Origin of the sequence: Hydrocarboniphaga sp., assembly GCF_965279055.1 — a bacterium.
Classification (GTDB): Bacteria; Pseudomonadota; Gammaproteobacteria; order Nevskiales; family Nevskiaceae; genus Hydrocarboniphaga.
In genome coordinates this window covers 1066912-1080212 of sequence record NZ_OZ257125.1, presented here as the reverse complement: position 1 = coordinate 1080212, position 13301 = coordinate 1066912, and the positions used below count along the sequence as shown (strand labels likewise).

Sequence of the window (13301 nt, the reverse complement as noted above, 5' to 3'; positions counted from 1 at the left end):
GCCGCGACTATCAGGAGGCGGCGCTCGTAGGCCCGCTGATTTGGCGGAGGCGACGCTCCTCCAGCCGTCTATCCTGCTTGCTCGGCTTGGTGCCGTTGGGCACCACGCCCAGTAACGGCAGCGGCATGCCCGAACTAATCTCGAAGTCAGCGGCGTCGCGGATACGGCGATCCGTCAGTTCCAGTGCCAACGCGCCAGCGATACCGAAAACGCCGCCTAGGAAAATCGCCACTGCGATATTGAGCAATGGCCGCGGCGAAGCAGGCAGTAAAGGCGGAGAGGCTGGTGTAACCAAGCTGATGTTGGTCGACGTGGACTGACTTTCCAAGTTGGTCTGCAGATAGCGCTGCGAGATAGTCTGGTAAGAGGCCTCGGCCACTTCGAGTTGGTGCTGCAGCACGCCCAGGCGGTCCATGTCGGCGTTCAGCGTGATCACCGTCTGCCGTTGTTCTTCCATCGACTTCTTCAAGGTTTCAACCTTGCGCGCACCTTGCTCGCCCATCATCGACAGGCTCGAACGAATACGGCCCATCTGCGCGCCGAGTTGGGATTCGAGCTCGGTCAACTGGGCCGCGGTGCGCTTGTATTCGGGGTGATTCAGGCCCAGACGGCTGCCAGTGTCCTGCAGTTTCGCTCGCGTCTCGGCAACCTGCACGCGCAGATTCTGAACCAGCGCGTTGTCCATCACTTCCGGCGAAGACGAGAGATCACCGCCGCCCCGCTTGCTCTGCAAATCGGCACCCGTGGTCTGTGCCAAGGTCAATTGGTTGGCCATCTCGTTGAGCTGTGCGGTTTCAGAATCGATGCGGCTGCGCGGGTCGCCAATCAGCTGCTTTTCACGACGAAAATCAGAAAGCGCGACTTGTGCCCGGTCGACCTCGGCGCGCACGGCCTCAAGCCGCTCCTTGAACCAGGCCGCGTTCTCGCCTGCCGGCGACACCCGCATGTCGAGAGCCGCCTCCATGTAGGAATTCGCGTACGTGTTGACGATATCGGAAACGGCCTGAGGATCGGGACCAGTAAACGATATCTCGAACAGATTGCTATCACGCGACGGCGTCACAGTCAGGCTTAGCGACAACGTATTGAACAACCAAACACGGATATCTCCAGCGCCGTCGGTTGCATTGCGCCACGCATCGACCATCTGCGGATTTTGATCGAGCTTCAACTTGTCGATGACCTTGTCAGCAACCTTGCGGCTCTTTACCAGATCAATCTGGGTACCCATGAACGAGGTCATCATCATGCCGGGCACAAAAGCGCCGGTCACGGCATCCGCCGCCTTAAGGTCAAGCATGATGTCAGCGTCGGCCTCATACTTCTTGGGCATCAGCAAAGTAACCGCGACGGCCGCAGCGATCAGCAGAATCCAGATCGACGCGATGAACTTCCAGCGCGCCCGCAAAACCGGAAGAAGTTGTTGGAGATTCATGGAAGTCTGACAGATCCTAGAACAGGCTCTCGCCCACGTTGATGACGTCGTCGGGCTTGACCAGGTCGGTCATGTTCGGCTTGATTTCTTCCATCTGCCCAGAGACCGAACGTCGGGAGAGCTTCAGAGAGCGCTCGGTACCACGTTGGGTCAAGCCACCGCCCTGCGCCAGGGCCTGCATGACGGTCATGTTGCGCGTCAGCATGTAGGAACCGGGGCGCTGCACCTGACCATAGATGTAGAACATCTGAGCACGGGGCACGAAGATCGAATCACCGGCCGCCACGACGATGTCGTTCTGCAGCTTGCTGGTGACATAAAGATCTTCGACGTCGACCTGGGTCCGGAACGGACGATTGCCGCGCTGGCCGCTGACGATGACGATGTCGCCACCGGTCTGGGCCACACCGCCGGCCGCCGCCAGGATCTGCGACAGCCTCAGAGTGGAGTTGTACAGCGGGTAGTTACCCGGCTTGTTGACCTGTCCCAGCACCGAAACCTGATTGCCAAGCACGGCCGACATCGAAATGTTGACCTGGGGCTCGGCGACGAAACCACCGGAGCGCAGACGACGGGCAATTTCGGTCTCGGCCTCACCCAGCGTCAGGCCTCCGACCTTGATCACGCCGATCAGCGGAAAGGTGATCATGCCGACTTCCGATACACGGGTTTCGGTCGCCAGATCCGGGTTCTGGAACACCGAGACCTTGATCACGTCGCCGCCCGCCAGGCGATATTCGGTTCCGTCGGCCGCTCGAGCGCCGGTCGCAGAGAGCAGCATCGCGCAAGCAAAAAGGAATACCTGGACCAGGTACGAACGCAAACTGCTTTTCATTTGCCACCTTCGATGGCCGAATTCGTGGAAGAAGTACCCGCAGGCGGCGCGAGCTTCTCGTACTTGGCAAAATCGCCAACGTATTGAACCGGGGTCGTCTGCACCAGACGATCAACCTGAGCCGGCAGCGCGGCCTGAGTCAACTTATTCACCAGCAACTGCGTGATCGTCGGTTGCGCGGTCACCATATCGACCGGCGAGTCCATCATTTCCTTGATCTCCCAAGCGACGGTCTTACCATCAACCGATGCGGAAGCAACGCCGCCGATACCCTGCCCCCCCAGCTTGGCGGCAACATCAGGGTCCAGGTCGCTCGAATCCTTGCGCAACAACTCCAGACTGTGTTCGACCTTGGCCGACCTGAGACCGGCGGCGATGTCCTCGAGGCTATGGCTCGCCGCGACGCCGTCCGTCAAAACCTGAGTCGATTTTTCCGCAGACTTGGGTAGTGTCAGCTGCAGCAGCAAGTAGGAACGCCTCTGCCCGAACATCGCGGGGTTATCACGATAGAACTTTTGCACTTCGGTCTGCTGAGGCCGCTGCAGATGGCTCGCGTAATCGGCCAAGTAGAGCTGAGTCAGCATTTCCAGGCGCGCTGCATCTAGCAGAACGACAGCATCAGGTGTGCGGTCGAGCTTCTGCTGGATGGCCTGCTGGGCGAGCACCTGCTGCTGGATCAGGGCTCGAATAATCTCGGCTTTCTTTTGCTCCACCTCGGACGGATCGCCCGGAGGCAGGCGCATGACCGCACTACTCAATTGGTATACCGATATTTCGGTATTTCCGACTTTTGCGACGACTTGACTGGCTGAAGCGTCGGAGCTTTTTTGGCCGCAGCCAGCCAAAAAGATCGACAAACCAACGGACAGGACTAAGCCTTCGACGCAGCGTGACCTAGGCTTCATGGCGTTTGCGGGTTGATTTTTGAGATGAGGGTGTGAGTGCTGGACGCGCGACAATTATGGCAACCATCGCGAACAAGCAAGACGGCCGATGCCCACGGCAGGCCTGATCAGGTCCAGCCGCACAAGTGTACCCAAAATCCATGCCGATATCTTATGGCTTGATTTGAGATGTCTATTTACCATTGGGACGCCGGGCTCGAAAAGGTCTGCGGCCTTTCTACCCGCGCGACGCCTTATGCTACCTTCCGCTTGATTGCAGTCGCGATCGCGGCAACTAAAGGGATCCGGGGGCGTGCCCCCGGATGAAGGGGACGGTCAATTGGAAATGAGCATTACCGCGAACATCGCGCGAATGGGCTGTGCGCGTTATTGCCTGCTGGGACTGGTTTTTTTTACCCAGGCATCCGTCGCACAGGTGTCTGGCACTCCCGATGATCCACTGACGCTTTACGTCAGCAGCACCACTTACTACGATGACAATTTGTTTCGTCTGGCGAGCAACGTCAACACTCAGGATGCAATCGGAGAGAATCATCGCTCAGCGTTCACCGAAGCAGCCACAGCTGCAGTGCACTTAAATCAGCAGTACGCCCAGCAGCAGATTACGGGTGACGCCTCCTACACCCGGCTCTGGTATCAGACCTTCGATTATCTGAACGGGGGCATCACAAACTACAACCTCGCCTGGAATTGGCATCTGACCTCGCGAGTCGAGGGCACCGTATCCGGGCGCCGGACTGAAACGCCGGCTAACTATGATTTTTTCCGCGATACCTCGCGACGGAATCTAACGAATCGGCAGGAGTACCGGTTGCGGATGAATGCCAACCCTTACGGGGGCTGGCACCTGATCGGCGGAGGCGGCTATTCGACCACCTCCAGCGACGCCGCCACCAGCGACACCCCGAAGAGCGAGCAGAACTTTTTCGATGGCGGCTTAGGCTACGTCAGCGCCGCAGGCAGTAACATCGAGATCGTTGGTCGCCACGCCAACGGCAAGTACTCGCGCTCAAATACATCGGAGTTTGCGGAGGCACGCGACTACGAAGAGAACAGCTTCGAAGTCCAGTTCGTGGGAAACGGTCAGCAGACGGTATCACTGAACTTGGTCGGCGGCTATTTGTGGCGTGACCACGAGCAGAATCCAGGCAGGGATTACCAAGGCTGGACCGCAGACAGCAAACTCACGTGGAACGCAACCGATAAGCTCGTATTTACGGGGGAAGCAATGCGTACATTGACCCCGTATCAGGCAGATATTTTCACGCATTACAGCCGATCGGAATACACCTTTACGCCAGCCTGGGTTTTCAGTCCGAAGCTGTCAGTAAGCGCTCCAATCGGCTACAACGTTTACAAGTTCGGCGGAGAGTTGGCGAGTGCTTCCAATGTGGCTCGGACTGATCGAATTGGCACCTATTCATTGAAAGCGAACTGGATTCCTCGCCGATACATTGCAGTAACTGCCTCGCTCGGCAAGCGCGTTCGTGATTCCAGTTTTGCACTTCGAAATCTGGACTACGAAGACGCAACTGCGTCCTTGTCGCTGGCGCTTTCCTATTGAAATAAGGTGATCACGAGTGTTGCACGGATTGTGGCGACACTAAATGGTGCGTCGCACCAAGCGGGTGCGCGGAGCACGTTGACAGATATCAAGGTCACAGCCCGGTAGTCAAACAGCATCTCGCTATACTCACGCTAGATGCATTCCTTTTGTTGCTGTCGACCGCTGATCGCGGACGTCTGAAACCAAGCCCTATCCGCCTTGTACGCCCAGTTCTTCAACCTCCGGGAGATGCCGTTCACGATCACCCCGGACCCCAGCTATCTTTACCTGTCGCCCAGGCATCAGGAGGCGTTGGGGCATCTGCTGTACGGCACGGGGCAGTACGGGGGCTTCGTCCAGCTGACCGGCGAAGTCGGCACCGGCAAGACCACGGTCGTGCGCACGCTGCTGGAGCAGAAGCTGGTCGATGTGGATGTGGCTATGATCCACAACCCGAGCCAGAACGAGCTGCAGTTCGTGCAGTCGATCTGCGACGAGCTCGGCGTGGTCTACGAGTCCGCGAATCTGACGCTGAAGACGCTGGTCGACGCGCTCAACGCGCATCTGCTGAAGGCGCATGCCGCCGGGCGGCGCACCGTTTTGATCATCGACGAGGCGCAGAACCTGCCGCGCGACGTGCTCGAGCAGGTGCGGCTGCTGACCAATCTCGAGACGCATAAAGAGAAACTGCTGCGGATCATGCTGATCGGTCAGCCGGAGCTGGCCGAACTGCTGGCGCGGCCGGATCTGCGGCAGCTCGCCAGCCGCATTACCGCGCGCTATCACCTGATGCCGTTGTCCGAGCCCGAGACCGGCGAATACATCCGCCATCGTCTGCGGGTAGCCGGCTCCAATGAGGATGTGTTTGCGCCGGCCGCGATCCGCGAGATCCATCGCGCGGCGCGCGGCGTGCCGCGCCTGATCAACATCCTCTGCGACCGCTCGCTGCTCGGCACCTATGCGCAGGGTTCGCGGCGGGTAACGCCCGAGATCGTGCGCAAGGCGGCGGTCGAGTCCATCGGCGGCACGGCCATCGAGACCGGCAGTCCGCGCGCGCCGATTGTGCTGCCGGCCTGGCTGAAGTGGCGGCCGAAGCTGGCGCAGGTCGAGGCCGCGCTCGCGATACTGGCGGTGGTGATCGCGGGCTTGCTGCTGTACGAAACCTTCTTCAAGCGCGATCCCAACGAGCCGACGACGCAGGCGGCGGCGACCACGGAGTCGCAGCAACCGAGCGCCGAGCCGCAAGCCGCCGTGTCCGAGCCCGCCACAGCCGCGCCTGCGACGACAAGCAATACCGCAGCCGCTGCGAGCAGTTCCAAACCGGAAGCCAAGGCTGCGACGACGGTGCAGGCGCCGGCCGCTGCTCCCGCCACACCGCCGACTACGACGGCTGAGAAGCCCAAGGCCAGCGCGCCGGCGACGAAGGCGGATGGCAAGGCCGCGTCGACGACGAGTAGCAGCGCCGGCAAGGTTTCGGCCACACCCCAGCCCGCCCCCGCTCGCGGGGGAGCGGGTGATGGCGCGGTTGGTGAGGCAGCCGACCCGCTACCGCCGCTGCCCGCAAACGCCGACCTGACCACGCTGCTGCAATCGACGCAGCCGTTGCCGACCGTCGTCAGCCGGCTGATCCGGCTGTGGGATCGCAACGTGATCATCGACAAGGGCGCCAACATCTGCCGCGAGCTGTCGGCGCGCGGGCTCGAGTGCTACAAGTCCACCGGTGAGTGGGCCGATCTGCGTAATATGAATCGCCCCGCAGTACTGTCGCTGACCACCGGCCGCGGTGAAGTGCAGCACGTGCTGCTGCGCGGCCTGACCGCGACGTTCGCCACGCTCGACACCGCGCGCGGCACCATCGGTGTGCCGCTGGATCAGCTCGACGCGCTGTGGAGCGGCGAGTTCCTGCTGCTGTGGAAGCGCGACACCTCGGACAACTATCTGTCGCCCGGCATGCGTGGCAAGTCCGTCGCCTGGGTGCGCGAGCGCCTGGCCGAATTCAACGGCCAGAAGCTCGCCGCGCCGGTGTCGGACGTGTTCGACGACGAGCTTACCGAGCAGCTCAAGCGCTTCCAGACGCAGCGCGGGCTGGACTCCGACGGCCTGGTCGGCATTCGTACCCTGATCGTGCTCGGTGAGCGCCTGCCCGGCACGCCGACGCTGGCGACGCCGCGATGAGCTTCATCCTCGACGCGCTGCGCAAGGCCGAGCGCGACCGCAACCTGGGCCAGGCTCCGCGCATAGAAGACGTCGCACTGGCGCAGGAGCGCCCCGCTCTGGACGACGGCCGCGGCTCGCGCCGCTGGCTGCGGGTTGCCGGACTGCTTCTGCTGGTGCTGATCGCCGCGCTGCTGGTGATTCTGCTGCTGCGCAAGCCGCCGCAGCCGGCCGTCGTCGCGGCCGCTCCGGCCGGCGTGGTCAACGCCACCGTGCGCGGCCCGGCACACGTGGCAAGCGCAGTGCCGGCTCCGACCGCGGCAGAACCCGAAGACAGCGGTCCGCCGGCGCTCGACGAGGACGCCGACATCAGCTCGCTCGACGATCTGTCGCAAACGCCAGCCAACAAGGCGCGCGCCGAACCGTCCGAAGAAGCCAACGTGATCCGCGAGCACGACTTCATCGCCCGCCCGGCAACGGCGGACGCCAGCAGCGACATGGACCCCATCGTCGTGCCGCAACCGGTGCCGTCGTCACCGTCGCGCGCGGCGCTCAACAGCACGCCGACGCCGACCACGCTGTCGGCGCTCGCCGATTCGGCGACCGGCGCGAGCGCGACGCCTTTGTCGGAGATGCCGCCGGCATATCGCGCGGACTTTCCGGCGCTGTCGGTGGAAGTGCACGTCTGGGACAGTCTGCCGGCCAAGCGCTTCGTGCTGGTCAACGGCAAGCGCTACTCCGAGGGCGACACGCTGGCCCAGGGCCCGCGCCTGGCCGAGATCGCGCAGGAGGGCCTGGTGCTGGAGTACCGCGGCTCGCGCGTGCTGTATTCGCTGCAATGAGCGCTGAGCCAAGCTACCGCTGGCATCGCTGGCACGAGCTGTCGGCCGACACGCTTTACGCGTTCCTGAAACTGCGCTCCGACATTTTCGTCGTCGAGCAGAACTGCGTATTTCCCGAGATGGACGGCATCGATCCGCAGTGCGAACACCTGACGGCTTTGGACGACCGCGGCCAGTTGATGGCCTATCTGCGCCTGGTTCCGCCGGGCGTCAAGCGGCCGCATAGCGAGTCACCTGCCGCGTCCGGGCCCGCGATCGGCCGCGTCGTCGTGGCGATGCCGGCGCGCGGCACCGGCCTGGGGCGGCGCATCATGCTGCAGGCTTTGCAGCACTGCGCACAACGGTATCCGCAACAGCCGGTTTCGCTTTCCGGGCAGCAGCATCTGGAAGCGTTCTACGCGTCGCTGGGTTTCGTCACGCAGTGCCAGGCTTATCTCGAAGACGGCATCTGGCACGTGGATATGGTGCGGGCTGCGGGTTGAGAGTGGTTGGTTCGTCGGTCGCGGGCAAGCCCGCTCCTACAACGGCTCCTTGTAGGAGCGGGCTTGCCCGCGACTCGTCAGCCGTGGCTGGCGACGATCGCCGGTAGCGCGCGCGACAGCAGCATGCGCACCTTGGACATGCCGCTCTCGACCGACTTCTCGATCTCGTCGTGGATGCCGCCTTCGCCGATGCCGGCGCCCCAGTTCACCGACACCGCGAGGCAGGCATAGTCGAGGCCGAGTTCGCGTGCCAGCGGCGCTTCGGGGAAGCTGGTCATGCCGACGATGTCGCAGCCGTCGTGCTGCAGGCGGCGAATTTCGGCGGGCGTCTCCAGGCGCGGGCCCTGGGTCACGCCCATCACGCCACGCTCGGCGACTTCCAGGTTGGAGGTGCGCGCGGCGTCGATCAGGTGCTTGCGCAGCCGCGGGCTGTAAGGCTGGTTCATTTCGACGTGGTGCAGTTCCCACTGGTCGCTGCCGTCGGAGTAGGTGTGCTCGCGGCCGTAGGAATAATCGATCGCGTCGTCCGGGATGCCGACGGCGGCCGGCGGATACCAATGCGTGATGCCGCCGACCGCGGCGATCGCGATGACGTCGGTGACGCCAGCCTGCTTCAGCGCCCACAGGTTGGCGCGGTAGTTGATCTTGTGCGGCGGAATCTTGTGGCCCTCGCCGTGGCGCGCCAGAAAGCAGGCGTGCACGCCGTAGACGCGGCCGAACAGCAGCGGTGCCGACGGTGCGCCGTAGGGCGTGGTCGCTTCGACGCGCTCGTCGATTTCCAGGCCCGGCCACTGGTTCATGCCGGTGCCGCCGATGACGGCGATGCGGGGGGTGGTGTTGCTCATGGATCGATCTCGATGGTTCGCTTTACCGAACCTGTAGGAGCGGGCTTGCCCGCGACTGATATCTGCGAGAGCAGAATCGCGGGCAAGCCCGCTCCTACAGGAACCAACATCACATGCCTTTTACCGCATAAATCGCCGGTAGCTGGCGCCAGTATTCCTTGTAGTCCATGCCGCAGCCGAAAACGTAGCGGTCTTCCACCGCCAGGCCGATGAAATCGGCGTGAGCGCCGGGCGCACGGCGGTCGTGGATTTTCTCGCAGGTTACCGCAACGGCGAAGCTCGCCGGCTCGAATTCCAGCAGCGCCTTGCGGATCGCGACCAGCGTGTGGCCCTCGTCGAGGATGTCGTCGATCACCAGCACATGGCGGCCGCTGATGCGCTTGGCGTCGGGCTGCTTCTTCCACACCAGGCCGCCGCCGCTGGTGGCGCCGCGGTAACGCGTCGCATGCAGATAGTCCTGCTCCAGCGCGAACGTCAGGCGGCCGACGATCTCCGCAGTCGGGATCAGGCCGCCGTTCATCACCGTCAGCACCAGCGGATTGTGCTCGGCGTACTTCGCGCTGATGTCGCGCGCCAGGCGATCGTAGGCCGCCTGCACGGCGGCGGCGCTGTGCAGGCAGTCGGCCTCGGCGAGCACGGCGCGCGCCTCCAGCTGGGCCGCGTCGATCTGCTGCTGGTCCACCTGGGGATGCTGGGCTTTCATCAGTGGCTGAGCTCCTGTCGATACAAGGCCGCCAGTCGCTGCGAACTGCTGCGGCGCGGTTTTACATCCTTGAGCGCGTCCAGCAGCGCGACGCAGCCGGCGCGGTCGTTACACACCGGCAGCATGTCGCAGCCGGCATGCAAGGCGAGCCGCGCGCGCTCTTCCAAATCACCAACCACGGCCGCGCCATTCATCGACAGATCGTCGCAGAAAATCGCGCCGCGAAAACCGAGCTTGCGCCGCAGGATGCTCATGATCCACTTGCGCGACAGCGAGGCTGGCGTCGCGTCCAGCGCGGTGTAACGCACGTGCGCCATCATCAGCGACTCGATGCCGTCGTCGATCAGCGCCTGGAACGGCAGCAGGTCCAGCGACTCGATGGTCTTCATCGCGCGCCTGTCCACCGGCAGCTCCAGATGCGAATCGGCGACCACATTGCCATGCCCCGGAAAATGCTTGCCGGTCGACGCCAGGCCCGCACTGCGCAGGCCGTTACGCAGCGCACGCGCGAGATCGATGACGGTCTGCGGATCGCCGGAAAAAGCGCGGTCGCCGATGATCTGGCTCATGCCGGTGTCGACGTCCAGCACCGGCGCGAAGCTCAGATCGAAACCATAGCCGGCCAACTCGCGGCCAATGGTCGCACCCCAAGCTTGCGTCTCCATGACGGCGCGCGGCGCGTCTTCCAGATACAGCCGGCCCATCGTCGCCATCGCCGGCACGCGGGTGAAGCCGACACGAAAGCGCTGCACTCGCCCGCCCTCGTGGTCCACCGCCAGCAGCAGGCGCGGCGATGATTTGAGCGCCAGCAGCTCCTTGCATAGCGCGGCGAGTTGCGCCGGGTCGTGATAGTTGCGCGTGAACAGAATGACGCCGCCGACCAGCGGATGCCGCAGGACCTCGCGGTCTTCCGCTGTGAGTTCCTGGCCGGGGACATCGGCCATGATCGGGCCAATCAAGGATGAGGGCATGCGAATGCGGCTCTGTGGTGTGCAGTATTTTTAGGAAAGGTCGGTGGGGCTATTCGTGCAGCAGCACGCGCGTTCCGACCGGCACATGCTCGAACAGTTCGACGATGTCGTCGTTGGCCATGCGAACACAGCCGTGCGAACCCGGCGCGCCCAATGGGTACGCGGCGGGCGTGCCGTGGATGTAGATGTAACGCCGGAACGTGTCGACACAGCCGAGGCGGTTGCGACCGCGCTCCAGGCCGGACAGCCACAGGATGCGCGTCAGGATCCAGTCGCGCTTGGGATGCGCCGCGTGCAGCGTCGGCGACCAGATTTCGCCGGTCGCACGGCGGCCGCGGAACACGCTGCCGCTGGCGGCGCCAGCGCCGATGCGCGCACGCACCAGGTGCAGGCCGCGCGGCGTCATGCCGGAGCCGCCGATTTCGCCGATGCCGTTGGCGCCGGTGGACACCCGGTAGTCGCGCACGGTATCGCCGCAGCGCAGCAGACGCAGGCGCTGGCGCGTCAGATCGATGTGCAGCTCGGTCGCGATGTCAGCGCTGCCAGCTTGCATACGGATGGCTGGCGAGCGCGTTGTTGTAGTAGCGGCGCTCGCTGGTGACTTCGGCGCCGATCCACGCGGGCGTATCGAAAGCCTCGGTCTCGCTGCTCAGCTCGATTTCGGCGACGACCAGCCCGGCATTGTCGCCTTCGAACTCGTCGACTTCCCACAGGTGGCCGGCGTGATCGACGTAATGCCGCGTCTTCAGGATCAGGCCGCGGCACAGCGTCGCGATCATTTCTTCGGCATCGGCGGCCGGGATCGTGTATTCGTACTCGGCTCGCGACATGCCGACCACGGCCTGCTTGACGTTGAGCTTGCCGATGTCGCCTTCGACGCGCACGCGCACCGAGGCCGGCGCATTCAATTCGGTCAGATAACCATGGCGCATGGCGATGCGTTTGTGCGCCTGCGCGCGCCAGCCGTCACCGGTAACGAGGAACTTGCGTTCGATTTCCAGCGGCATGGGGAGGGTTCTTGATGACGAGCGCGCATTGTAAGCCCTGCTCTGCTCAGCTTCTGCTTTAGGAGAACAGACGACAAGCCGTTCGTCCCGAGTAGGCCCGCTTGCGGGCCGTATCGAGGGACCGGATCGCGGACGGGTCCCTCGATACGCCGGGCACGCCCGGCTACTCGGGACGAACGGGTGTCGTTGAGCGCTGCTTAAACCCGCTCGAACAGCGCCATGCTCTCGACGTGCGCGGTGTGCGGGAACATGTCCATCACGCCGGCGCGGACCAGTTTGTAGCCGTGCTCGCGCACCAGCAGGCCGGCGTCGCGCGCCAGCGTGCCGGGATGGCAGGACACGTACAGAATCCGCTGCGGCGCGAGCTTGCCGAGCAGCGGCAGAATCTCCTGTGCGCCGGCGCGCGGTGGGTCCAACAATACGGCGTCGTACTGCGCGTGCGCCCAGGGCGCCTCGAGCTGCGGCTCGAACAGGTTGGCGCGCGAAAATTCGATCTCCAACCCGAGCCGCTGCGCGTTGTCGCGCGCGCGCTGCACCAGCGCGTCTTCGCCTTCGACCGCATGTAGCTGTACGCCGGCACGCGCCAACGGAATCGAGAAATTGCCGAGGCCGCTGAACAGCTCCAGCACGTGCTCACCGCGCTGCGGCGCCAGCCAGTCCATCGCCTGCTGCACCGCCTTGCGGCTGAGCTCGCCATTGACCTGGATGAAATCGGTCGGCCGGAAATGCAGACGATCCGGCTCCTGCAGCGGCGCGTAGCTGAGCTCGCGCGGCGGCGGCGCCAGCGGCGCGACCGTGTCCGGTCCGCCGGGCTGCAGATAGAAATCGACATCGTGCTCCAACGCAAAAGCCCGTAGCTTTGCGAGGTCCTGCGCATCCGGCGGCGACATCACGCGCAGCACCAGCGCGACCACTTCCGTCGACGCCGCGACTTCGATCTGCGGCAGCTGCGCGCGGATGCTGAGATCGGCGATCAGCTCGCCCAGCGCGCGCAATTTCAAACCGACGCGCGGATCGAGCACGACACAGCTTTCCAGCGCCGCCAGGAACGAGCTTTCGCGCTCGCGAAAACCCACCAGCGCGGTGCTGCGCGCGCTGACGTACTTGGCGCCGAGGCGGGCGCGGCGGCGATAACCCCAGACCGGGCCGGTCAGCGGCTCGGCGATCGCCTCCGGCGTGACCTTGCCGATGCGCGCGAAGGCCTGAATCAGCTGGTTCTGCTTGTAGCGGATCTGCGCTTCTGGCGCGAGATGCTGCAAGGCGCAGCCGCCGCACACGCCGAAGTGCTTGCACAGCGGCGTAACGCGGTCGGCGGACGCGACTTCGACGCCGACGGTCTGGCCTTCATCGAGTTCGCGCGTCACCCGCGTATAGCGAAAGCGCACGCGCTCGCCGGGCAGCGCGTCGGCGACGAACAGCACCTTGCCGTCGATGCGCGCGACGCCGCGGCCGTCCTCGGCCAGGTCGATCACGTCCGCGAGGAATTCGCCGGCGGGCGGCGGTTTACGACGATGACGCGCCATTAGATTTCTTGATTGATTGTCCCCTCTCCCGCGTGCGAGAGAGGGTGGGGCGC

Annotated in this window: 13 protein-coding genes; 4 read left to right on the top strand and 9 right to left on the bottom strand. The window is 64.0% G+C overall.

Annotation, left to right across the window (positions count from 1 at the left end; all coding sequences use genetic code 11):
* Nucleotides 1-10: 10 nt before the first annotated feature.
* Genes epsF through ACQZF9_RS04985 form a run of 3 tightly spaced genes read right to left on the bottom strand, consistent with a single transcriptional unit; the run spans nucleotide 11 to nucleotide 3175 of the window.
* Complete coding sequence (epsF, locus tag ACQZF9_RS04995) at nucleotides 11-1435, bottom strand: chain length determinant protein EpsF (protein ID WP_428312161.1); 1425 nt, start codon at nucleotides 1433-1435, stop codon at nucleotides 11-13.
* Nucleotides 1436-1451: 16 nt separating this feature from the next.
* Nucleotides 1452-2270 carry a polysaccharide export protein EpsE gene (epsE, locus tag ACQZF9_RS04990; protein WP_428312160.1) on the bottom strand — a complete coding sequence of 273 codons (819 nt, stop codon included), beginning with the start codon at nucleotides 2268-2270 and terminating at the stop codon, nucleotides 1452-1454.
* Entirely contained in the window at nucleotides 2267-3175 is a 909-nt protein-coding gene (locus tag ACQZF9_RS04985; RefSeq protein ID WP_428312159.1) for an EpsD family peptidyl-prolyl cis-trans isomerase, read from the bottom strand. The genes epsE and ACQZF9_RS04985 overlap by 4 nt, the downstream gene beginning before the upstream one ends.
* 325 nt (nucleotides 3176-3500) lie before the next feature.
* Between ACQZF9_RS04985 and ACQZF9_RS04980 the strand changes: the two genes are divergently transcribed.
* The 4 genes from ACQZF9_RS04980 to ACQZF9_RS04965 all read left to right on the top strand — a co-directional run bounded on the left by ACQZF9_RS04980 (nucleotide 3501) and on the right by ACQZF9_RS04965 (nucleotide 8199).
* Nucleotides 3501-4739 carry an outer membrane beta-barrel protein gene (locus tag ACQZF9_RS04980; protein ID WP_428313367.1) on the top strand — a complete coding sequence of 413 codons (1239 nt, stop codon included), beginning with the start codon at nucleotides 3501-3503 and terminating at the stop codon, nucleotides 4737-4739.
* A gap of 231 nt (nucleotides 4740-4970) precedes the next feature.
* Nucleotides 4971-6896, top strand: coding sequence for an AAA family ATPase (locus ACQZF9_RS04975; protein WP_428312158.1), 1926 nt, complete (start codon nucleotides 4971-4973; stop codon nucleotides 6894-6896).
* Complete coding sequence (locus ACQZF9_RS04970; protein WP_428312157.1) at nucleotides 6893-7717, top strand: general secretion pathway protein GspB; 825 nt, start codon at nucleotides 6893-6895, stop codon at nucleotides 7715-7717. The genes ACQZF9_RS04975 and ACQZF9_RS04970 overlap by 4 nt, the downstream gene beginning before the upstream one ends.
* Nucleotides 7714-8199 (top strand): GNAT family N-acetyltransferase, encoded by a 486-nt coding sequence (locus ACQZF9_RS04965; protein ID WP_428312156.1) that lies wholly within the window; start codon nucleotides 7714-7716, stop codon nucleotides 8197-8199. Before ACQZF9_RS04970 ends, ACQZF9_RS04965 begins: the two co-directional genes overlap by 4 nt.
* 77 nt (nucleotides 8200-8276) lie before the next feature.
* On the opposite strand, the gene ACQZF9_RS04960 is transcribed toward ACQZF9_RS04965, so the two are convergent.
* The 6 genes from ACQZF9_RS04960 to rlmD form a co-directional block, all read right to left on the bottom strand.
* Nucleotides 8277-9044, bottom strand: a complete 768-nt coding sequence (locus ACQZF9_RS04960) for an S-methyl-5'-thioinosine phosphorylase (RefSeq protein ID WP_428312155.1) — start codon at nucleotides 9042-9044, stop codon at nucleotides 8277-8279.
* Nucleotides 9045-9153: 109 nt separating this feature from the next.
* Complete coding sequence (locus ACQZF9_RS04955; protein ID WP_428312154.1) at nucleotides 9154-9747, bottom strand: hypoxanthine-guanine phosphoribosyltransferase; 594 nt, start codon at nucleotides 9745-9747, stop codon at nucleotides 9154-9156.
* Nucleotides 9747-10718 (bottom strand): beta-N-acetylhexosaminidase, encoded by a 972-nt coding sequence (gene nagZ, locus ACQZF9_RS04950; RefSeq protein ID WP_428312153.1) that lies wholly within the window; start codon nucleotides 10716-10718, stop codon nucleotides 9747-9749. The genes ACQZF9_RS04955 and nagZ overlap by 1 nt, the downstream gene beginning before the upstream one ends.
* A 49-nt stretch (nucleotides 10719-10767) precedes the next feature.
* Complete coding sequence (locus ACQZF9_RS04945; RefSeq protein WP_428312152.1) at nucleotides 10768-11271, bottom strand: L,D-transpeptidase family protein; 504 nt, start codon at nucleotides 11269-11271, stop codon at nucleotides 10768-10770.
* Nucleotides 11252-11725 (bottom strand): CYTH domain-containing protein, encoded by a 474-nt coding sequence (locus ACQZF9_RS04940; protein WP_428312151.1) that lies wholly within the window; start codon nucleotides 11723-11725, stop codon nucleotides 11252-11254. Before ACQZF9_RS04940 ends, ACQZF9_RS04945 begins: the two co-directional genes overlap by 20 nt.
* Before the next feature lie 197 nt (nucleotides 11726-11922).
* Nucleotides 11923-13248 (bottom strand): 23S rRNA (uracil(1939)-C(5))-methyltransferase RlmD, encoded by a 1326-nt coding sequence (gene rlmD, locus ACQZF9_RS04935; RefSeq protein ID WP_428312150.1) that lies wholly within the window; start codon nucleotides 13246-13248, stop codon nucleotides 11923-11925.
* Nucleotides 13249-13301: the final 53 nt, after the last annotated feature.